At 67.1% G+C, this 21,842-nt stretch carries 16 protein-coding genes; 7 read left to right on the top strand and 9 right to left on the bottom strand.

What is annotated here, in order from left to right; genetic code table 11:
- The first annotated feature begins 100 nt into the window (after positions 1-100).
- Together E5675_RS06815 and E5675_RS06810 are read left to right on the top strand one after the other, a co-directional pair.
- Positions 101-1,144 (top strand): glycosyl hydrolase family 18 protein, encoded by a 1,044-nt coding sequence (locus tag E5675_RS06815; RefSeq protein ID WP_168707807.1) that lies wholly within the window; start codon positions 101-103, stop codon positions 1,142-1,144.
- A 99-nt stretch (positions 1,145-1,243) separates the two neighbouring features.
- Positions 1,244-1,981: a GntR family transcriptional regulator gene (locus tag E5675_RS06810; RefSeq protein ID WP_037554622.1), complete on the top strand. Its 738-nt coding sequence runs from the start codon at positions 1,244-1,246 to the stop codon at positions 1,979-1,981.
- A gap of 73 nt (positions 1,982-2,054) precedes the next feature.
- Here the strand turns inward: E5675_RS06810 and E5675_RS06805 are convergent, their stop codons facing one another.
- From E5675_RS06805 to E5675_RS06790, 4 genes are all read right to left on the bottom strand, one after another.
- Positions 2,055-3,545, bottom strand: a complete 1,491-nt coding sequence (locus E5675_RS06805; protein ID WP_136173850.1) for a tryptophan halogenase family protein — start codon at positions 3,543-3,545, stop codon at positions 2,055-2,057.
- Positions 3,542-4,993, bottom strand: a complete 1,452-nt coding sequence (locus E5675_RS06800) for a tryptophan 7-halogenase (protein ID WP_136173849.1) — start codon at positions 4,991-4,993, stop codon at positions 3,542-3,544. The genes E5675_RS06805 and E5675_RS06800 overlap by 4 nt, the downstream gene beginning before the upstream one ends.
- Positions 4,994-5,001: 8 nt before the next feature.
- Positions 5,002-6,507, bottom strand: a complete 1,506-nt coding sequence (locus E5675_RS06795) for a tryptophan halogenase family protein (protein ID WP_136173848.1) — start codon at positions 6,505-6,507, stop codon at positions 5,002-5,004.
- Positions 6,508-6,579: 72 nt separating this feature from the next.
- Complete coding sequence (locus tag E5675_RS06790) at positions 6,580-9,801, bottom strand: TonB-dependent receptor (RefSeq protein WP_136173847.1); 3,222 nt, start codon at positions 9,799-9,801, stop codon at positions 6,580-6,582.
- A 176-nt stretch (positions 9,802-9,977) separates the two neighbouring features.
- Between E5675_RS06790 and E5675_RS06785 the strand changes: the two genes are divergently transcribed.
- From E5675_RS06785 to nagE, 5 genes are all read left to right on the top strand, one after another.
- On the top strand, positions 9,978-11,060 hold the full coding sequence (locus tag E5675_RS06785; RefSeq protein WP_136173846.1) for a heparan-alpha-glucosaminide N-acetyltransferase domain-containing protein: 1,083 nt from the start codon (positions 9,978-9,980) through the stop codon (positions 11,058-11,060).
- 127 nt (positions 11,061-11,187) lie between these two features.
- Positions 11,188-12,186, top strand: coding sequence for an SIS domain-containing protein (locus E5675_RS06780; RefSeq protein ID WP_247594809.1), 999 nt, complete (start codon positions 11,188-11,190; stop codon positions 12,184-12,186).
- Positions 12,183-13,349 (top strand): N-acetylglucosamine-6-phosphate deacetylase, encoded by a 1,167-nt coding sequence (gene nagA, locus E5675_RS06775; protein WP_136173845.1) that lies wholly within the window; start codon positions 12,183-12,185, stop codon positions 13,347-13,349. Before E5675_RS06780 ends, nagA begins: the two co-directional genes overlap by 4 nt.
- Positions 13,350-13,638: 289 nt before the next feature.
- Positions 13,639-16,152: a phosphoenolpyruvate--protein phosphotransferase gene (ptsP, locus tag E5675_RS06770; protein ID WP_247594808.1), complete on the top strand. Its 2,514-nt coding sequence runs from the start codon at positions 13,639-13,641 to the stop codon at positions 16,150-16,152.
- Positions 16,152-17,831 carry an N-acetylglucosamine-specific PTS transporter subunit IIBC gene (gene nagE / locus E5675_RS06765; protein WP_136173844.1) on the top strand — a complete coding sequence of 560 codons (1,680 nt, stop codon included), beginning with the start codon at positions 16,152-16,154 and terminating at the stop codon, positions 17,829-17,831. The genes ptsP and nagE overlap by 1 nt, the downstream gene beginning before the upstream one ends.
- A gap of 73 nt (positions 17,832-17,904) precedes the next feature.
- Here the strand turns inward: nagE and E5675_RS06760 are convergent, their stop codons facing one another.
- From E5675_RS06760 to E5675_RS06740, 5 genes are all read right to left on the bottom strand, one after another.
- A complete protein-coding gene (locus E5675_RS06760) occupies positions 17,905-18,225 on the bottom strand; it encodes a multidrug efflux SMR transporter (protein WP_136173843.1) in 321 nt (106 codons plus the stop codon).
- 101 nt (positions 18,226-18,326) lie between these two features.
- Entirely contained in the window at positions 18,327-19,346 is a 1,020-nt protein-coding gene (locus E5675_RS06755; protein WP_136173842.1) for a sugar kinase, read from the bottom strand.
- On the bottom strand, positions 19,343-20,119 hold the full coding sequence (locus E5675_RS06750) for a 2-keto-4-pentenoate hydratase (RefSeq protein WP_136173841.1): 777 nt from the start codon (positions 20,117-20,119) through the stop codon (positions 19,343-19,345). Before E5675_RS06750 ends, E5675_RS06755 begins: the two co-directional genes overlap by 4 nt.
- Positions 20,119-20,865, bottom strand: coding sequence for an FCD domain-containing protein (locus E5675_RS06745; RefSeq protein ID WP_136173840.1), 747 nt, complete (start codon positions 20,863-20,865; stop codon positions 20,119-20,121). The genes E5675_RS06750 and E5675_RS06745 overlap by 1 nt, the downstream gene beginning before the upstream one ends.
- An 82-nt stretch (positions 20,866-20,947) precedes the next feature.
- Positions 20,948-21,835, bottom strand: coding sequence for an alpha/beta hydrolase (locus E5675_RS06740; RefSeq protein WP_168707806.1), 888 nt, complete (start codon positions 21,833-21,835; stop codon positions 20,948-20,950).
- Positions 21,836-21,842: the final 7 nt, after the last annotated feature.

The following is a 21,842-nucleotide window of genomic DNA, read 5'->3' as shown; positions in this document are numbered from 1 at the left end:
CAATTTTCTCCCGCTCGACAATTTGTATCTAATTTGTCATGTAGTCGTGGGCGGGTCAACGTCTTTTGGATCGGGCAGAATTATGGGGGAAATTGACAAAATGACAAATATTCGTGCTTTTCGCCTCATCGCGTCGATCCTGATTGGTTTTATATTAGTATTGTCACTGTCGGCCCGAGCGGAGGAGCGACGGCCCGTTGTGGTCGGCTATCTCGCGGCGTTCAAGGGGCTCGACCTGTCGATCGCGCGCACCGACCGTGCAGCCTTCACTCATTTCAACCTGTCCTTTGCCAATCCCGATGTCGCGGGGCGCTTCGTCGATAAGGGGAAGATGACGTGTATGAGCGACGAGACGGGCGCGAACCTGTCGGTCGCGGCGCTGCGCGGCACGGTCGCGCGGCTGCAGGCGAGCGGGGCGAAGGTGCTGATCTCGACCGCGGGCGGGGTCATTCCCGGCTGTTCGGGCGACTGGAAGGCGCTGCTCGCGCCCGAGCGGCGCGCGGCGACGGTCGCGGCGCTTGTCGCGCTGGCCGATACGCTGGGCCTCGACGGGGTAGATATCGACATCGAGGGGGCGCTGCTCACCGAAATCGACCGCGCGGGCGACTATACGCCTTTCATCGCCGCACTCTCCGGCGCGCTGAAGGCGCGCGGCAAGCTGCTGACCTGCGCCACCGCTTCCTATGAAGGCGGGATGATCCCGGTGCGTTCGATCCCCTATTTCGACCTGGTCAACGTCATGTCCTATGACGCGATCGGGCCGAGTTGGGGCGAGCCGGGCGCCGAGCACAGCAGCCATGCGATGGCGGCGCGCGACCTCGACCTGTGGCTGTCGCGCGGCGTGGCGCGCGAGCGACTCGTCCTCGGCGTGCCCTTTTACGGCTATGGCTTCGGCGGTGAGAGGGCGAATTGGTCCTATCGCGAAATCGTCGACACGCATGGCATAAATGCGACCAAAGCCGATGTGATCGGCGATCGGTGCGCGGGCTGTCGCTATATCACCCACAACAGCCCGGCGACGATCGAGAAGAAGGCGCGGCTTGCCGCCGAAAAGGCAGGCGGCGTGATGGTGTGGGAGCTGTCGCAGGACAGCGCGGATCACGCGTTGACCAAGGCGATCACCCGCGGTCTGACGCGCGAATAATTCGCAACAAGGTTGACGCGACGATACCAATGCAACACATGGGGAGCTGGCGCTGGTCTTATCGATCGAAACGCCGGGCAACGAAATGGAGCATCGTCCTTGTCACTGATCGAACGCGTGGGTCCGCTCCAGAAGGACGATCCGACACCGCTTTACCTGCAGCTCCAGAAAATCCTGCGCGACGCGATCGAGGGGCAGGTCGTCAAGGCCGAAGAGGCGATCCCGACCGAGCGCGATCTGGCCGAGGAATTCGACGTGTCGCGCATCACCGTGCGCAAGGCGATCGACGGGCTGGTCGGCGACGGCCTCGTCACGCGGCGGCGCGGCGCCGGCACGTTCGTCACGCGGCCGCGCGTCGAGAAGAGCTTTTCGAAACTCACTTCCTTTTCGGAGGATATGATCTCGCGCGGGCGCAAGCCACACAGCAGATGGGTAAGCAAGACCGCGGGCGCGGTGACCCCCGAAGAGGCGCTGTCGCTCGGCCTGTCGCCGGGGTCGCTCGTCTATCGTTTCCACCGCATCCGCTATGCCGACGACACGTCGATGGCGCTCGAGATCGCGACGATCCCCGCCTATTGCCTGCCTTCGGTCGAGGCGGTGGGCGCGTCGCTCTATGAGGCGCTGGAGGCGGCGGGGCATTTGCCCGTGCGCGCGCTCCAGCGGCTGCGCGCGATCGCGGCAACGACCGAACAGGCCGAGATGCTGGAGATCGAGCCCGGCACGCCGGGGCTGTTCATCGAACGGCGCGGCTTCCTGGCCGACGGGCGCACTGCGGAGTTCACGCAGAGCTTCTATCGCGGCGATGCGTACGACGTGGTGGCGGAGCTGAACGGGTAAGACCGACCGACATCCCGGCGAACGGTGTCCGGAAGCACGTGACACCGGCCACCCTTCGCCGGGATGACGCGCGTTAGGAATTGAGCCGACGCAGAAATTCGATGTGCAGCGGCAGTTCGGCGAGCTGTTCGGCGACGCGGCCGCGCAATGTCGCGAGGCGCGCCGCGAGTTCGCCATCGGACAGACCATCGGCGATCGGATGCCAGCTTTGCGGCCGCACCCCCTGCCCCGTGAGCACCGCATACCAGTTCGTCGGGCCGAACAGGTCGCCGGGTTCGAAGAGGATATTGCCCGTGGCGCGAAACGCCTCGATCCGCTCGGCAAGGCTGTCGGGCATGCCCGCCGCGGCGACGTCGCGCCAGAAGGGCGTGTCGTCGCGGTTCGCGAGCGCATAATGGGCGATCACGAAATCGCGGATCACCTGATATTCGTGGAGCGCGTCGCGGTTGAAGCGGCGGATGACATTCGGATCGATCGCGTCGCGCGGCAGCAGCGACAGCAGGCGGATGATCGTCGTCTGGATGAGGTGGATCGAGGTCGATTCGAGCGGTTCGAGAAAGCCCCCCGCGAGGCCGATCGCGACGCAATTGCGGTTCCAGATCGCCTTGCGGTGCCCTGCGTTGAAACGCAGCCGGTTGGCGTCGGCGAGCGGCGCGCCGGGAAGGCGCGAGCGGAGCAGCGCCTCGGCCTCGTCATGGCCGAGATGCGCGCTCGAATAGACATAGCCGTTGCCGTCGCGGTGCTGGAGCGGGATGCGCCATTGCCAGCCCGCTTCGCGCGCGGTCGAACGGGTGAAGGGCGCCGGGTCGCCGGTGTTTTCGCACGGCATCGCAACGGCACTGTCGCACGGCAGCCAGTGGCTCCATTCGGTGTAGCCGGTGTGGAGCGCGCCTTCGATCAGCAGGCCGCGAAAGCCCGAGCAATCGACGAAGAGGTCGCCTTCAATGACGCGGCGATCGTCGAGCGCCAGCGCGGTGATAAAGCCGTCCTCGCCATCGAGGCGGACGTCGGCGACCTTGCCTTCGACCCGCACCACGCCCTTGTCCTCCGCATAGGTCCGCAAGAAGCGGGCGTATGCAGCGGCGTCGAAATGGACCGCGTGATGGACCGGCCCATGGCGCGTCGCGGGCGCGAAACGGCCTTCGCGCGCGGCCATCGTCTCCAGATTATAGGGGCCGTGATCGGGATCGCCGCCCGCCGCAAGATGCCTCAGCCAATAGTGATGGAAATGGATGCCCGACATTTCGACGCCGAGATAACCGAAGGGATGGAAATAGCGGTGGCCCAATCCGCCCCACCCTTCGAATGCGATGCCGAGTTTGATCGTGCCGTGAGTCGCACGGAGGAATTCTGACGGGTCGAGGCGGAGGTAGCGGTTGAATTCGTGGATCGGCGGCACCGTTGCCTCGCCAACGCCGACGGTGCCGATCGCCTCGGATTCGACGAGGGTGATGCTGTGCGGCTGCCCGGCCAGCGCGCGGCCAAGCGCGGCGGCGGTCATCCAGCCCGCGCTGCCGCCGCCGACAATGACGATGCGCTGCACGGCACGCGCGCGCGCGCTCATCCGCGCATCCGCCGTAGCGCGTCGGCGTGGCTCTCCATCGCATGGACGTCGCTCGCGACGGCGCGGAGCTGGCGCTGGAATTCGGCCATCAGCGCCTGATCTTCGGTCAAGAGCGCTTGCGGGTCGAAGCTGCGCGGGGTCACGCCGTGGCCCGCCATGACGAGCGCCCAGCTATCCTCGACATGCGCCTCATGGTTGAAATGCGCAAACATGCCGCGCGCGGCGAACAGGTCGATCTTGGCCGCGAGTTCGGCCGAGACCGGCGCGGCGCGCGCGGCATCCCAAAAGGGCTCGCCGTTGCGCGCGTTGAGGCGGAAATGCTGCGCGGTGAAATCGGCGACGCGCGCGCGCGTGCCCACGAGTTCTTCATTGTAAATATCGGCCTCGGGCATCTGCGCGCGGTCGATCGGCCAGAGCAGCACGAGCTGCGCTATCGCGAGTTGAAGCAGGAGCATTTCGGCGCCGTCGAGCGGCGGCGCGTCGCCCGCCGCGGGGCCGACCGCGACGACATTGCCGGTCCACGGGCGCCGGCGCGCGGTGGCGGCAAGCGGTGCGGATGGCTCGGCGTCGACGGGGCGTCCAAGGGTCGCCGCGAGCGCGGCGGGGGCATCGGCGTCGGACAAAGATGCGCTGTCGTAGGCGAACTCGATCGCGGTCCGGTTCGAAAGCGGCATCAGCGTGATCCATCCGTCGGGATGCGCGGCGACGCGGCCGTAGAGCGGCAGCGGATCGAAGGCGGGCGCCGAGGCACGGATGATGCGGTCGCAGAAGGCGGGGCGCAATTCCGCGCCGCCGTCAATCGCGGCGATCAGCGCGCCGCCGGTATCGACGAAGAGGTCGGCGTCGAGTTGCTCGCCATCGGCAAGCTCGATGCGGTCGAGGCCTGCGCCCGCTCGGTGCGGAGCGGCGCCCGCGCCGGGCACGATGCGAATATCGGCCTGCTCGCACGCGGCGCGCAGCAGCTTCGCATAGCCGGGGGCGTCGAGATGCCAGCCCGTCTTGACCGCCTGCCGTGTCGCCGGCTCGCGCGGCGCCCCGGTGCGGCCCTGTTTGGCGGCGGCGGCGGCGAGACAGAAATCCTCGAGCGCGACGCGCAGGCCCGCGGCGCGCGCGCGCGTCCAGTGCTGGACGAAAGGCAGCGAGGCGAAGGCGCTGCCCGCGTCGCCATAGGCATGCAGGAAAGCGTCGTCGCCGCCCGACCAGCCGGCGAATTGCTGGCCCATGTTGACCGTCGCGGCGGCGTGGCGGACGAGCGCAACTTCGTCGATGCCGAGCAGGCGGTGGAAGGTCGCGAGGTCGGGCGGCGCGATCAGCGCGGCGTGCGGCGCGGGCGCTTCGCCGGTATCGATCCAGGTCACGTCGGTGCCGAGCCGGGCATAGGCGCGGCCGATCGCGAGCGCCGCCATCGCCGCCGCGACTCCGCCGCCGAAGATAACGACCCGTTGCACCGCGTTGCTCACGGCGCGGGCGCCGGACAATAGCGGGCGATGAAATCGGCGTGCGAAGGGAGCGTCGCGGCCGCATCGGCAATCGTCGCGGCGAGGTTCGCGAGGCGCTCGTCCACCGTCGCCGCGGGGAGCACGTCGGCGAGACGGTCGGCGGCGCGCGGCTCGATCCCCTGCCCGACGAACACCGCCTGCCAGCTCGGCGGGCCGAAGAGGCCGTCGCGATAGGCCTGGACATGTCCGCGATGACGGAAGCGGTCGATCTTGTCCGCGAGCGTATCGGGGACTTGGGCGGCCGTGACGCGCTCCCACAAGGGCGCGTCGGCCTCGTTCGCGACATAATGGAGGATCAGGAAATCGCGGATGCGGTCGTACTCGACATCCATCACGCGGTTGAACTCGCACGGAAGCGCCGGGTCGATCGCACGCTCGGCGGGCATCAGCGTCAACATGTGCATGATCGCCATCTGGACGAGGTAGATGCTCGTCGATTCGAGCGGTTCGAGAAAGCCGCCCGCGAGGCCCATGCCGATGCAATTATGCGCCCATGCCTTTTGCCGCTTGCCCGCCTTGAAGCGCAGCACGCGCGGATCGGCGAGTGCCTCGCCGTCGAGGTTCGCGAGCAAGGTCGCCGCCGCCTCGTCGTCCGAAATATCGGCGCTCGAATAGACATAACCGTTGCCGGTGCGGTGCTGGAGCGGAATGCGCCATTGCCACCCGGCCTTGCGCCGCGTCGAGCGCGTATAGGGGGCGAAATCGTCCGAACGCGCCGAAGGCACCGCCTGCGCGCTGTCGCACGGCAGCCAGTGCGCCCAATCCTCGAGATCGACACCGAGCGTCCCGCCCAGCAATAGAGAGCGAAAGCCCGAGCAATCGACGAACAGGTCGCCCGCGACGCGCGTGCCCGACGCGAGCTTGACCGCGGCAATGTCGCCGCTTTCGCTGTCCTGTTCGACCTCGACGATCCGCCCTTCGACGCGCTCGATCCCGCGCGCCTCGGCCCAGCCGCGCAGATAGCGCGCGTAGAGAAAGGCATCGAGATGATAGGCGTAGGCGAAGGCATTGCGCACGTCGTTCGCATCGCCGCTGGGCAGCATGAAGCGGTTTTGCAGCGCGGCGACGATCGGGAAGCAATAATCGGAGAGCGGCGCGGCGGTGCCGGCAACGTGGGCGCGGATCCAGTAGCTGAAGAAATCGGCCTCGCCGATCGGGCGGCCGAAGGTGCCGAAGGGGTGAACGTAGCGGTCGCCCGCGGCGCCCCAATCGACGAATTCGATGCCGAGTTTGAAGGTCGCCTGCGTCGCCTGCATGAACTCGATTTCGTCGAGCCCGAGGAAGTCGTTGAAATCCTTCATCTGTGGCAGCGTCGCTTCGCCGACGCCGACGGTGCCGATCTCTTCGGATTCGACGAGGCGGACGCGAAAGCGTGCGAGGTCGAGCTTGGCGGCGCACGCGGCGGCGCACATCCACCCAGCGGTCCCGCCGCCGACGATAACGAGTTCGAACCTATCCCCCATCGCGGGTCCAGCTTAACGCGGAAGAAAGCGGGCGCCAGCCCCTAACGGGACCGACGCCCCTTCCCCCTTTTTTTAGAAGCTCAGGCGCACGCCGAGCTGGTAGCGGCGGTCGTTCTTGAACCAGGCGTTGGGCTTGAGCGTGCCGTCGCCGTCGACCTGCTGCATCAGCACGGTGTCGGTGCCGAGCAGATTGGTGCCTTCCAGCACGAACTCGATATTCGCGGTCGCGCGCAGGCGGAGCGACGCATCAAGATAGCCCGTACTCTTCTGCCAGATCGGGAAACCGACGCAGCAATCGATCGCGGTCACCAGATATTTGGAGCGCCAGTTATAGGCGACGCGCGCCGATAGGGGGCCTTTCTCATACATGCCGACGAGGTTGTAACTGTGCTTCGAAATGCCTTCGAGCGCGTTGGCCTTTACCGTGCTATCCTCATAGGTCAGGCCGCCGCCGGCCGTTCCACCGGCGGTTTCGTTGGTCAGATTGACCGTCTCGATCCCGTCGTTCTTCACATAGGTGTAGTTGGCCTGCACCCCGAAGCCGTCGAACGGCGCCGGCAGGAAGTCGAAGAAGGTCTGAAAGGCGAATTCAGCGCCATAGATGCTCGCACCGTCGCCGTTGACCGGGCGGTTGACGCGGACGTCCTCGGTCACCCCGTTGTTCGTCACTTCGAGGTTGAATTGCCCCGCCTGAATATAGTCGTAGAACTTCTTGTAGAAGCCGGTGGCGGTGAACGAACTCGACCGGCCGAAATAATATTCGAGCGTCAGGTCGAACTGGTCGGCCGTCATCGGTTTCAGCCCCGGGTTGCCCGACTGGCCGGTATATTGCCAATCATAGGCGATCGCCCTGCCGTTTTCGTCGCGCGTGACGTTCGGGTCCGAAAAATCGTTGAGATTCGGCGTCAGTCGGTTGACCGTCAGGAAGTTGCGCAGCAAGCCGAAATCGGGGCGCGACATCGCGCGCGAATAAGCGAAGCGCGACACCAGCTTGTCGGTCAGGTCGAACTTGATGTTGAAGCTGGGCAGCGCGTGGAAATGATTGACCTTGGTCGTTTCGGCAACGGTCGCGCCATTGCTGAAATCAATCTCCTGCTGCGTGACGACGCAGCCCGACGACGCCGTCGGCCGCGGCGGCGGGCCGGGATCGGTCCCTTCCTCGCAAAGAAGCCCGGTCGGCGTGAAGGGAACGGGCAAGGTGGTTGCCCCCACCGTATCGTCGCGCGTCCAGATCAGGCGGACGCCGATGTTGCCGGAGATCGGCACGCCGCCGATGGCGAGGCTGTCGCCGCCGAACTTCGCCATCGCATAGGTGGCAATCGTGCGCTCGCTGACGCGGTGGACTTCGCTCGGGAAATAGCAGCCGAAGGCCTTTTCGATCGTCTCCGCACCGCGATAGCCGTCGCCCGAACAGACGGGATAATAATCGCCCACGCCGATCGACGGCCGTCCGAGTGCCGCCGCGAGCTGTTCGCGATTCTCCAGCATATCCATGTTGAAGAAGGCGAAGCTGTTGTGATTGATCTGGTTGCCGGCGAAGAAATCGCCGCTGAAGGTGTGGAGCCCGTTGGTGCCCGGGGCATAAGCGGGGCTGTCGATATTGAAATAAGGCGCCTGGGTGAAGGTCCAGGTGTTCGAGATATTCGCCCAATTATAGGCGCCCCAGCGCACCGTCTGGTCGCGGTCGGCATAGCGGGCACCAACCTTGATCGCGTCGAGCCAGCCCGAATCGACATCATATTCGACATCGGCACGGAAGGCGACTTCCTCGCCGTCGCTATCCTCGGTGTGATCGGTCACGGCGTAGTAGAAATAATTGTTCGGGTTGTTCAGCCCGCCGCTCGACAGATTGATGTTCTCGGCCTGGTTGGGCAAGAATTCGAGCCGCGGATATTTACCCGTCAGGTCGACATAGGTGTCCGCAAAGGTCCGCGCGGTGACCGACGCGTTATAGTTGCTGACGCTGGCGTCGACATATTGACCGTCGAGCGTGACGCGCAGCCGGTCCGAAACGTCCCAGCGGAAATTGAGGCCGAAATCCTGGGTGATCTGCTTATTCTTGAGCGCGTTCGCCGCGGTGTCGACCTGCGGCGCGCGCTGTTGCGGGACGCAGCCTTCCCAGCCGTAACAGCGATTGAAGAAGGCCTCGCCATCCTCGTTGACGCCGAGACCGAGATTGTCGTCGCCTTCGCCAACATAGGGGCGCGGCGCCGACCACCAGCCGCTGAGGAAATTGCCGTCGTCGTCGAACTGGAACGGCGCGGTGCCGGTGAGCGGGTTCACGAGCGTCGGATCGGTAACCTGATAGTCGCTCGGCTGGCCGTAGATGCTGAACGCGCTCGAATAGATCGCATGTTCGCGCCAGCTGTTGTTATATTGCGAGCGCAGATACTGACCGGTCAGCTCCATGTCGCCGTCGTTGGAGCGCCACTGGAAGGCCGCGGAGATGCCGTAGCGTTTGCGGTCATATTCGTTGTCGCGCATGTAGATGCCGCTGGGAATATATTGCTTCCCCGGGCCGAACACGCCGTCGAAGATCGCCATACGGTCGAACTGGATGCCCTGGCTCGCGGTGATCGCGTGCGAATAGGCGCCGTTGAGCATCAGCCCGATCTCGCCGATTCCGGTCTGCCAGCGGTCCGAGATGATGCCGGAGATTTCGGGCGTCGATTTCTCCGCAATGTCGCCATAGGTGTTCTTGATCGAAATCGAGACGAGCCGCCCGTCCTGATCGAACGGCACGCGCGTGCGCAGATTGACCGTGCCCGCGATGCCGCCCTCGATCAGGTCGGCGGTCTGGTTCTTGTAGGTGTCGATACCGCCCAGAAGTTCGGGCGAGATGTCCTGCCAGCTGAGACCGCGCGAGCTGTTCGCGCTGAAGGTATCGCGGCCGTTGAATTCGGAGCGGACCTGGTTGAGGCCGCGGATGATGACGCCCGAGGGTTCGGCCGAGAAGTGCGAGGTATCGTCGGTGCCCGCGAAACGGATGACCGTGATGCCGGGAACGCGCTGCAAGGCTTCGGCGACCGATTTGTCGGGGAAGGAGCCGATATCCTCGGCCGTGATCGAATCGACGACCGTATCGGCGTTGCGTTTGCGGTTCTGCGCCGATTCGAGATTGGCGCGAATGCCGGTGACGACGATGTCGTCGGGATTTTCCTCGTCCGCCGATACGGGCGCGCTGTTTTCCTGCGCCGCGGCGGGCAGGATCATCGCGCTCGCCAGTGCTGCGCCGCAGATCCCCTGGAGCAGGTTGCGGCGAATCCGATATGTCTTGGCAGGCCCCTTAACCATTATAATTTTCCCCCATCCAATGCGGTCCAGATTGCCTTCCCACAATCTCTATAAGACCAATTGCGTCCTTGGAATATTACCAATAGACTACAAATTCGACGCGCTGTCCATTGCAAATTTATGGCAGTGTCAGGATGCCGCCCGAGGGGGCGGTGGCGACCGGGGAGGAAAAGGCCATGCGATTGATTTCACTCGACGTGCTGCGGGGGCTCACGGTCGCCGGGATGATATTGGTGAATTCGGCCGCGGCGATGAAATATGGCGCGGAAGCGAGCGTCGCGCCGATCCTGCTGCACGTCAGCTGGGACGGACTCACCCTCGCCGACCTCGTTTTTCCGGGTTTTCTGACGATGGTGGGCATCGCCATCCCCTTTTCGATGCGCGATGCGAAGCTCGATTCTGCACAGCGGCGCCATATCCTCGGCCGCACCGGCCGCTTGCTTCTGCTGGGCTTCATCCTCAGCAACCTTTACTGGTTCACGAGCTTCGCGTCGGGCGACTGGCGACTGTTCGGCGTGCTTCAGCGAATCGGGCTGGTCTATTGCGCGTGCGCGCTGCTGTTCCTGCTCGCCGGGCCGCGCGCACGGCTGATCGTCGCGGCGGCGATACTTGCGCTTTACTGGCCGCTCGCGCTGCTCCCCTCGCTCGACGGCCTCGCGACCGACATCTGGGCGCGCGGGCATAATTTCGTCGCCTCGGTCGACCGGCTGCTGCTAGGCAATCACCTCTATGTAAAGGGGCCCGAAGGCTATGATCCCGAGGGGATATTGGGCACGCTTCCCGCCATAGCTCAAGGCCTGATCGGCGTCGCGATCGGCGAGTTGCTGATCCGCCGGCAAGGTCCCGCGGCGCGACAGCTTGCGGTCATCGGCGCCGCGATGCTGGTCGCCGGCAGCGGCTGGAGCCTCACCTTTCCGATCGTCAAGGATATCTGGTCGAGCAGCTTCGTACTCGTCACCAGCGGCATCACCGTGCTGGCGCTCGCGCTGCTGCATCATTGGCTCGACCGCGAGGGCCGCAAGCCGGGGATGGCCGCGACCGCGATGCTGGCGTTCGGCGCCAATGCGATCGCCGCCTATACGCTGCATCAGGTGACGGCGGGCGTCGTTACCTGGGACCTGCTGCTCCTGCCCTTTCGCGCGCTGCGCGAAGCGCTGGGCGATCCGGTCGCGTCGCTAATCCCCATCCTTCTCTATACGCTGCTGATCTGGGGCGCGATGGAATGGCTGCGCCGCAAGGGCTGGATCATTAAAATCTGACCGCCCAAACATACCTCTTGATGAGACCTATATAACCTATATAATACCAATGATCGGATGGCGTCACGTCGCCCGATCTGGAGAGCGATGGACGATGCAGAACGCCGCAACAGACGGACGAATAACGATGATGGAGCAGGAAGCCGGGGCGGCGGCGGCGGCGGTCGCCACGATGCTGGACGCGAATCGCGACGCCTTCGCGGCGATCGGGCGGCGGCTGCGCAAGGCGCCGCCCGCCGCGGTCGTGACCTGCGCGCGCGGGTCGTCGGACCATGCGGCGACCTATGCCAAATATCTGATCGAGACGATGACGGGGACGCCGACCGCGTCGGCGGCGCTGTCGATCGCGTCGCTTTACGACGCGCCCGCGGTCGCGGGGAATCGCCTGTGCCTTGCCGTGTCGCAGTCGGGCAAAAGCCCCGACCTGCTGGCCGCGGTCGAGCAACAGCGCGGTGCCGGCGCCTTCGTCGTCGCGCTGGTCAACGCCGAGGGTTCGCCGCTAGCGGGGCTCGCCGACGTGGTGATCCCGCTCTCCGCCGGGATCGAACGATCGGTCGCGGCGACCAAATCCTATATCGCCTCGCTGGCGGCCATCGCCGCGCTCGTCGCCGCTTGGGCCGAGGATGATGCGCTCGGCGCGGCGCTGACCGTCCTGCCCGGCCAGCTTGCGCAGGCGTTCGCGCTCGACTGGTCGCCCGCGGTCGCGGCGTTCCGGGGGGCGACGAACCTGTTCGTGCTCGGGCGCGGCTATGGGCTCGGCGTCGCGCAGGAAGCTGCGCTCAAGTTCAAGGAAACCTCGGCGCTCCACGCCGAAAGCTTCAGCGCCGCCGAAGTGCGGCACGGGCCGATGGCGATCGTCGGCGACACCTTTCATGTGCTGGCGTTCGGCGGCACCGACCGTGCGGCGGTCAGCGTGCGCGACGCCGCCGCCGAGTTCCGCGGGCGCGGCGCGACAGTGCTGCTCGCCGATCCCGGGGGCGACCTGCCCGTCATCGCCGCGCACCCGGCGATCGAGCCGGTGCTGATGATCCAGAGCTTTTACCGCATGGCAAGCAGGCTGGCGCTCGCGCGCGGCTGCGACCCCGACTCGCCACCGCATCTCAACAAGGTTACCGAGACTTTATGATCGTTCGTTTCCACAACGGCCGGGTCGCACTGCCGGGCGGCACCGGCGACGCGGCGGACATCGCCGTCGAGGGCGCCGCCGTTACTGCGGTGTCCGCGCCGGGCGATACGCCTGCGGACCGCGACGTCGATCTGGAAGGCGGCTGGCTGCTCCCCGGCTTTGTCGACACGCAGGTCAACGGCGGCGGCGGCGTATTGTTCAACGATCAGGTCGATGTCGAAGCGATCGCCGCTATCGGCGCGGCGCACGCGCGCTTCGGCACCACCGCCTTCCTGCCAACCTTGATCAGCGACACGCCGGCGCAGATCGCCGCCGCGCTCGCCGCGGTCGATGCTGCGATCGAGCAGGGGGTGCCGGGCGTCGTCGGCATCCATATCGAAGGCCCGTTCATCAACGAGGTGAAGCGCGGCATCCACGAGGCGCATCGCATCCGCCGCCTCGATACCGAGATATTGGCGACGCTCACCGCGCCGCACCGCGGGCGCGTGATGCTGACGCTCGCGCCCGAATTGTGCGACGAGGAGGATATCCGCACGCTCGTCCGCCACGGCGTGATCGTCAGCGCGGGGCATAGCGACGCGACCTATGACGAGGCGCAGCGCGCGATCGGCGCGGGATTGTCGGGCTTCACCCATTTGTTCAACGCGATGTCGCCGCTGCACCACCGCAACCCCGGCGCGGTCGGCGCGGCGTTCGATTCGGACAGCTATTGCGGGCTGATCGTCGACGACGTCCACCTGCACCCCGCCGTCGTGCGGCTGGCGGTGCGGGTGAAGGGCAAGGAGCGCATCATGCTCGTCACCGACGCGATGCCGAGCGTCGGCACCGACGTCAGCGAATTCACGCTGCAGGGCAAGCGCATCGCGGTGAAGGACGGCGTCTGCATTTTCGAGGACGGCACACTCGCGGGCACGCATCTCGACATGGCGTCGGCGCTGCGCAAGACGGTCGAGGTCACCGGGCTGCCGGTGCCCGACGTGTCGGCGATGGCGAGCGCGACGCCCGCCGCCTTCCTGTCGCTGGAGGAGCGCATCGGGGCGATCGCGGCGGGACAACGCGCCGACTGGGTGTGGCTGGATGCCGGCCTTACGCCGCGCGCAACGTGGATCGGCGGCGCGATTGTTTCGGAAGCGACAGCGGGCCATTTTCTGGCCGCGCAATGATACACAAGCCGCATCATAAGCGGCGGACGTTTTGGGGATCAGAGCGGTTTTCGACCATTTCAGGTCGCCGTGACGGAGCCGATTTTGGCTCAGTGCAAGGAGAGATGGCGTAGGCATATGTCGATATTCCAAGACATCTCGACGCAGCAATGGGCCAAAATCGGCCCGCCGCAAAGCGGTTGGGCCAGGCAGTCCGCTGGCCGCGTTGCGTCGCTTGCAGGGGCGACCCGCCCCTGCCGCGCGCCGCGCCTCGCCAGCGAACTGCCTGACCCAATCACGGTGATCTGAAATGGTCGAAAACCGCTCTAAATCGATGGGCCTGATCATCACCTCTCCGCTCAGAGGGTGGGCGACGACGCTGGACGATGTTCCCGATCCGGTCTTTGCCCAGCGGATGATGGGCGACGGGGTCGCGATCCAGCCGCTCGGCGATACCGTCGTCGCGCCGTTCGACGGCGAAGTAGTGACGCTGCACGAAGCGGGACACGCCATATCGCTGCGCAGCGCCGAGGGCGCCGAGGTCCTGATCCATATCGGGCTGGATACGGTGACGTTGAAGGGCGAAGGCTTCGAGCCGCTGGTCGCGATCGGCGATATGGTGTCGCGCGGCGATCCGCTGATCCGGTTCGACCTCGACGCCGTCGCGCTTTCGGCGACGAGCCTGATCACGCCCGTCATCGTGACCAATGCCGAAGCATTCGCAATCGGCCGCCGCACGACCGATGCTGCGATCGGCGCATGCGAGGCGCTGATGACGCTGGTTCCGGTGCAGGGCGAAGCGCGGCGGCGTTCGGACGACGGCACGCTGGTCGAGCATGCGGTGACGCTGTCGCTGCCGCACGGCATCCACGCACGGCCCGCGGCGCGGATCGGCGAGGCGGCGCGCGGCTTCGAGGCGGACGTGCATCTGGCGAAGGGCGACAAGCGCGGTGATGCGCGGAGCACGGTCGCGCTGCTCGCGCTCGGCACGGTGTTCGGCGACGAGGTCGTGGTGCAGGCGCGCGGCGACGATGCCGAGGCGGCGCTCGCGGCGGTCGTCGCGTTGCTCGCGACCGATATGGGCGAAGGGGCGCCGGCGGTCGTCGCGCCCCTGTCCGCAGCCGCGACCGATCCGCTGCGCGCAGGGCAGATCGGCGGCGTGATCGCTTCGCCCGGCCTTGCCATGGGACCCGCTGCACGGCTGCGGCAGACGGAGATCGCCGTTGCGCGCGAGGGCGCCGGGGCCGCCGAGGAACGCGCGGCACTCCTCGCGGCGCAAGGCGCGGTTCGGGCGAGCATCGCCGCGCGCGCCGACGGCGCGAGCGGCAGCGTTGCGTCGGTGATGCAGGCGCATCTGGCGCTGATCGGCGATCCCGAACTGCTCGCCGCCGCCGAAGCGCGGATCGCCACCGGAAACAGCGCCGGTTTCGCGTGGCGCGGCGCGATCCACGACCAGATCGACGCGATCCGCGCGACGGGCAATGCCCATCTGATCGAGCGCATCGACGATCTGATCGACATCGAGCGGCAGATGCTCGCGGCGCTGACCGGCACCGCGCTCAATGGCGCTGCGGTCCCGGCGGGCGCGATCGTCGTGGCGGGAGATCTGCTGCCGTCGGAGCTGGTGGCGCTGGCGGCGGCGAGACCCGCAGGGCTGTGCCTCGCGCGCGGAGGGCCTACGTCGCACGTCGCAATCCTGTGCGCGGGGATGGGCCTGCCCGCGCTCGTCGCGATGGGCGACGCGCTGGACAGCATCGAGGATGGCGCAGCGCTGCTGCTCGACGCCGAGCTGGGCCATGCCACGGTGGCGCCCTCCCCCGCCGACGCCGAAGCCTTTACGGCGCGGCTCGCGAAGCGCGACGCGCGGCGCGAAGCGGCGCGAGCGGCGGCGAAAGACGCGTGCCACAGTGCCGACGGCACGCGCATCGAAATCTTCGCCAATGTCGGCAGCGTTGACGAAGCGCGAGCCGCCGCCGCGCAAGGGGCCGAAGGATCGGGCCTCGTGCGCAGCGAATTCCTGTTCCTCGACCGCGAGACCGCGCCGTCGGAGGATGAGCAGCACGCTGCCTATCAGGGGATCGCCGACGCGCTCGCGGAGCGGCCGGTGATCGTCCGTCTGCTCGACATCGGCGGCGACAAGCCCGCGGCCTATATCCCCTTCGACGCGGAGGAAAATCCGGCGCTCGGCCAACGCGGCATCCGTGTGGCGCTGGCGCGGCCCGACCTCCTCGAAACGCAGCTTCGCGCGATCCTGCGCACGAGCCCGGCCGGGCAATGCAAGATCATGATCCCGATGATCGCGAGCGTCGACGAGCTCAGGCAGGTGCGCGCGGTGGTCGAAAGGCTGCGCGGCGAGATGGGCGTCACGACACCGGTGGAGGTCGGCGTGATGGTCGAAACCCCCGCCGCGGCGATGACCGCCGACCTGCTCGCCGCCGAGGCCGATTTCCTGTCGATCGGGACAAACGACCTCACCCAATATGTGCTGGCGATGGATCGCGGCAATCCGGCGGTCGCTGCGGGGGTCGACGCGATGCATCCCGCCGTGCTGCGGATGATCGGCGAGACGTGCCGCCTTGCCGCCGTCCATGGCCGCTGGGTCGGCGTGTGCGGTGGGTTGGCGTCGGATCCGGCGGCGCTGCCGATCCTGATCGGGCTGGGCGTCACCGAATTGTCGGCGGTGCCGGGGTTCGTCGCCGAAGCGAAACAGATCGTACGCGGGCTCTCACTGCCCGAGGCGCAAGCGCATGCGGCGCTGGCGCTGCAATGCAAATCGGCGGCGGAGGTTCGCGCGCTCGCCCGCGCGTTCGAGGAGACACGGTGATGCGGAAGATACTCGAAACGCTCCAGCCGCTCGGCCGCGCGCTGATGTTGCCGATCGCGGTGTTGCCGATCGCGGGGCTGCTGCTGCGCATCGGCCAGCCCGACCTGCTCGACATCGCCTTCGTCTCGGCGGCGGGCGCGGCGATCTTCGAGAATCTGGGCATCCTCTTCGCGATCGGCGTCGCGGTCGGCTTTGCGCGCGACGGCAATGGCGCGGCGGCGCTCGCGGGGGTCGTCTGCTATCTGGTCACGACGACCGGCGCGCAGACCTTCATGACCGCGCCGGCTGACCTCGGCGCCGGATGGCCCGAGGCGGCGGCGGCGCTGGCAGGCAAGAACTGGGCGCTGACGCAGATCGACAAGCTCGAGGTGCCCATCGGCATCCTGTCGGGATTGATCGGCGGCAATTTCTATAACCGTTTCGCGGCGATCGCCCTGCCCGAATATCTCGCCTTCTTCGGCGGGCGGCGCTTCGTACCGATCGCGAGCGGCGTTGCAGGGCTGCTGCTCGCGGCGGTGATCGGTTACGGCTATGCGCATATCAGCGGCGCGATCGACGCCGCGAGCCGTACCGTCGTCGAAAGCGGCGGCGCGGGCCTGTTCGTCTATGGCGTGCTCAACCGGCTGCTGATCGTCACCGGATTGCACCATATCATCAACAATGCCGCCTGGTTCGTCGTCGGCGATTTCGCGGGCGCGACCGGTGATCTCCGCCGCTTCTTCGCGGGCGATCCAACCGCGGGCGCGTTCATGTCGGGCTTTTTCCCGGTGATGATGTTCGGTCTGCCCGCCGCGTGCCTCGCCATGTATCACGAGGCGCGGCCCGAGCGGCGCAAAGCGGTCGGCGGGATGCTGCTTTCGCTGGCGCTCACCAGCTTTTTGACCGGGGTGACCGAACCGATCGAGTTCACCTTCATGTTCGTCGCGCCCTTACTCTATGCGATCCACGCGCTGCTGATGGGCGTGTCAATGGCGCTGATGGACGCGCTCGACATCCGGCTCGGCTTCGGCTTTTCGGCGGGGCTCTTCGACTATGTGCTCAATTTCAGCCTCGCGACGCGGCCGTGGATGCTGCTGCCGGTCGGGGCAGTTTACGCGCTGCTCTATTACGGCCTGTTCCGCTTCTTCATCCGCCGATTCGACCTGACGACGCCGGGACGCGAGCGGGGCGAGGTCGCCGAGACATCGACCGTTTCGACCGGCGGCGTGCGCGGCGAAGCCTTTATCGCAGCGCTCGGCGGTGCGGCGAATCTCGTCAGCGTCGACGCGTGTACGACGCGCCTGCGCCTGATCGTCGCCGATCAGTCGGCGGTGGACGACGCGGCGCTGACCGCGCTCGGCGCGCGCGGCATCATCCGGCCGTCGGAAAACGCGGCGCAGGTCGTTCTGGGCCCGGTCGCCGATCTGGTCGCCGAGGAAATCCGCGGCGCGCTAGCCAGCGGCGGGACTGCTATCGCGGCCCCTGCCCCCGCAGCGAGCGGGAACGGAGCGGATGCGACCCTGCCCGACGATTTGGCCGGTGCGCTTGGCGGCACCGCGAATGTGCGTTCGGTCCGCGCGCTCCACGGCCGCTACCGGGTCGAACTCGCCGATGCGGCGCAGGTCGACGAAGGCGCGCTGGCGCGGCTGACGCGCGGGCTCGTCCGGCCCGCGCCCGATGTCTGTCACATCCTGATCTGAACAGGGCGGCGGTCTTCCCGCCGTTTGCCCTTGGCGCCCGCCGTGTTTTCTTCGAAAGCCCGGCGGGCGTCGCTCACGCAGTCGACGACAGCTTCATCAGGATGAGGCCGCTGACGATCAGCAGCGCGGCGACGATCCGCATCGCGTTCGCCTGTTCGCCGAGGATGAAGATGCCGACGAGGAAGGCGCCGACGGCGCCGATCCCGGTCCAGATCGTATAGGCGGTGCCGAGCGGCAGCGATTTCATCGACAGCGCGAGCAGCGCGAAACTCACGATCATCGCGGCGATGGTGACGGCGGTCGCGCCCGGGCGCGTGAAGCCTTCGGACTGCTTCATCGAGAAAGCCCACACGACTTCGAAAATTCCGGCGATCGTCAAATATATCCAGGCCATGGCAGCCTCCTTATCGAGCTGCCGGGCCGTCCCGGACTTGAGACCCCGGTATAGCCGGGCGAGGACGTGGCCTCCGTCGGGAGACTCTACCGTTGCGAACCCTAGCGTGCAATATCCTGTGCGGCACTGGACGCGCGGTCCAGCACCGACCGCGCGAATGGCGCGAAATCGCCGTGCAGCCCATGTTTGAGCGCCGCGAGCGCAAGGCCGTGCGTCGCCGCATCGGCGAGGTTCTTACCGCTCCACAGGCCGTCGAGAACGCCCGCTGCGAACGCGTCGCCGGTCCCGACCCGGTCGATCACCGGCGTGATGAGGGTGGAGTCGCTCGCGCCACGGTCGTCCCGCGTATCGACGCGCGCGGTAATTCGATGGACCTCGGGGCCGAGGATTTCGCGCGCGGTCGAGGCGATATGTTCGAGCGAAGGAAAATGGTCGAACAATGCGATCGCCGCCTCGCGCCGCCGGTCTTCGCCCTCGCCCGAAAATTCGCGGCCCAGCAGCAGCCCCGCGTCGCGATGATTGCCGAAAAGCAAGGATGCCTGCGCAACAATCGGTTTCAGGATCGCCGCCGGATCGGGCTGCCAGCGTTCCCACAAACGCCCGCGCCAATTGCCGTCGAATGACACGCCGATTCCGGCCGCGCGGGCGCGGGTGACGGCTTCGAGCGTCGCGGCAGCGCTGTCCGGCCCGAGCGCGGGGGTAACGCCCGAGACGTGCAGCCAGCCGATGCCCTCGAGCAAGCGGTCCCAATCCCAATCGTCGGGCTGCGCCGCCGCGAAGGCCGAGCCGGCGCGGTCGTAGACGACCTGGGCGGGGCGCATCGGGCCGCCCGGGAGATGATAATAGAGGCCCATGCGGCCCGCGGGACGGCGCACCGACGTGGTATCGACGCCATGGCGGCGCAGTTCGCCCATGACGCCGTCGCCGATCGGACCTTCGGGGACCGCGCTGATCATCGCGGTAGCGCGGCCGAGCGCGGCGAGCGCGACGGCGACATTCGCCTCGGCGCCGCCGACATGCGCGCCGAACCGCGCCGATTGCAGCGGCAGTTCGCCCGGCGGAACCGAGACGCGCATGACGATTTCGCCGAAACAGGCGATGCTGCGGGGAGGAGCGATCATGCGTGGAATCCGGTTTCGGCGGCGGCGGTGCAGGCGATGGCGGCGGCGCCGAAACGGGCGGTCGCGGTCTGGCCGATCGCGATCGGATGGACCCCGGTGATCGCGCCAGCGGAAATCCATTGCCCGGGCTTGAGTTCGATGACGCCGCGGCGATGGAGGTCGGCGAGGAAATCGAGCGCGCCCCACGGTCCGTCGAGCACGTCGATCGCCCGCCCGCTGCCGACCGCCACGCCGTCGATCCGCGTTTCGACCCCGAGCGTCGCGAAATCCGCAGGATCGAGCCGCGGACCGAGCAGCAGGCCATTGTTGATGCCGATGTCGGCGATAATGCCATAGGGGGCGTGGTTATGGACGTCGGGCGCGGGCGAGCTTGCGACCTCGAACCCCGCGCGGATCTCGTCGACCCAGCGGGCGCCGTCGTCCGCGGTCACGCGCCCGTCGGGCACGGCGCAGAGGCGCAGCATCACCTCGGACTCGATCGCGCCCGCGCCGTCCCTGAAGATAAGGGCCTCGCCCGGCCTGTCTCCGTCGAGTTCGGCGACGCGCAGCACGGGGCCCGCGACGCGCTCGGCACCGAGCGTTTCGACGAGCGCGGGCGGGATGCGGCCGACCTTCCAGCCGAGCACCGGCGCGCCGAGCGCGGCGGCAAGGCGCCGCTGGACCGTATAAGCCTCCGCCAGCGTCGCGGGAACCGGCGCGGGAAAGGCGGGAAGCGCCTGCCCCGAAAGGCGCGCGGCAAGCAGCGCCGCAACCGGATCGGGGGTATCGGGCATCAGGCGAGCTTGGCGCTCAGCAAATAACGCTGGCGGCTTTCGGCCGACTGGCGGCGCAGTTCGACCATCGCGCGTTCCTCGGTTTCGTCGAGCATCGATTCGAGCAGGCGGTTGAAATGGCGCCGCATCGCGAGCCGTGCGCCGCCCGCGTCACGCTTGCGCAGCGCCGCGACGACGTCGGCGTGTTCGGCCTGGCGCGCTGCGCCATCCTTGCGGCAGACGAGCGAATGGCTGCTCCGCACCTCGGGCAATTCCATGCGCATACGCCACAGGCTCTCGATCACATGGATGATCGCCTTGTTGCTCGACGCGGCGGCGATCGTCATGTGAAACTCGCGGTCGATCGCGCTGATCTCTTCCTCGCTCTTGCTGTCGTCGGCCATCGCCACGAGCAGTTCGTCGAGCTTCGCAAGCGTTTCGCTCGAAATCGTCGGCGCCGCGAGCGCCGCCGCCTCGGCCTCGAACAGCGAGCGCGCCTCGGTCAGCTCGAATGCGCTGACCTTGGGCAGGATGGCATTGTCGCCGGGCAGCACGGCCTCGACATAGGCGCCCGCGCCGGTGCGGATGTGGATCCACCCCGTCGCCTGCAGCGCGATCTCGGCCTCGCGGATCGTCACGCGGCTGACCTCGAAACGCTCGGACAGCTCGCGCTCGCCGGGCAGCCGCGTTCCCGGCGGATAGGTTCCGTCGAGAATCAGGCGCCGGATCGTATCGGCGACATCCTCGAAAAGGCGGCGTTCGGCCATGTTCAATCGTCTCCCCGCAAGATTGCGGGTACGGTCATACAATTTGGTATGACAAGTTTGAAGTCTATCGTCGCGCTGCGCATCAGTTTTTCGCTGCACAAGCCGATGCGGCCAGCAATTTGCGGTTACACAGGAAGGCGACGGCCCGCCTCGACACTTCGGCCCGGGCTTGGGGCGCAAATTTGCCATGCCCGCCGCCGCGCACGACGAACAATTCGGACGGCACCGCCAACGCGTCGAGGCGGCGCTTGAGTTCGATCGACTGGGCAACGGGCACCACCGGGTCGGCATCGCCATGTGCGATAAAGATGGGCGGGCTGTCCTTGGCAAGCCAGGCGACCGGCGACATCGCCCGCTCGGTTACCGCTGCTTCGGCTTCGTCGCCGATCCAGTTCGCGACCGTCGGATGGCGCTTTCCGGACGGCGACGCGATGCCGGTCAGGTCGGCCGGTCCATAGAAATCGAGGATCGCCGCCGCCGTGGGAGCACCGCGGCATTCGGCGCTGTCGACATCATTTGCCGCGGGTAACAGCCCCGCCATCAGCGCCAGATGTCCACCCGCCGAGGTTCCGGTCAGAATGATACGGCCGGGATCGAAGCCCAGCCGGGCAGCGTTGGCGGCTACCCAGTGGAGCGCGCAGCGCGCATCCTGCACGGCGGCCGGCGCGCGCGCCTCGCCAGCGAGACGATATTGCACCGTCACCAGCGACAGGCCCGCCGCCAGATAAGGACGGAACCCCGCCCAGTCGGCGGGCCGCGCACCACGCGCCCAACCGCCGCCATGGAAATGGATCAACACCGGGCCCGGCGCCGCGACGCTGTCCGCATGGCGATAGACGTCGAGGTGCAGCGCCGTTCCTCCCACCGTCCGGTACACGACGTCCCGGTCGATTTGCGCGAGTTCGACCGCCTCGGTCGCAGCGGCGGGCGCCGCCGCCGCGACTGATAGCAAGGCGAACAGAGTGCGCACCTTGCCG

This window comes from Sphingopyxis sp. PAMC25046, from assembly GCF_004795895.1.
Taxonomy (GTDB): Bacteria; Pseudomonadota; Alphaproteobacteria; order Sphingomonadales; family Sphingomonadaceae; genus Sphingopyxis.
Note: the sequence above shows the minus strand (reverse complement) of the source record. Positions and strands in the feature narration are given on the sequence as shown.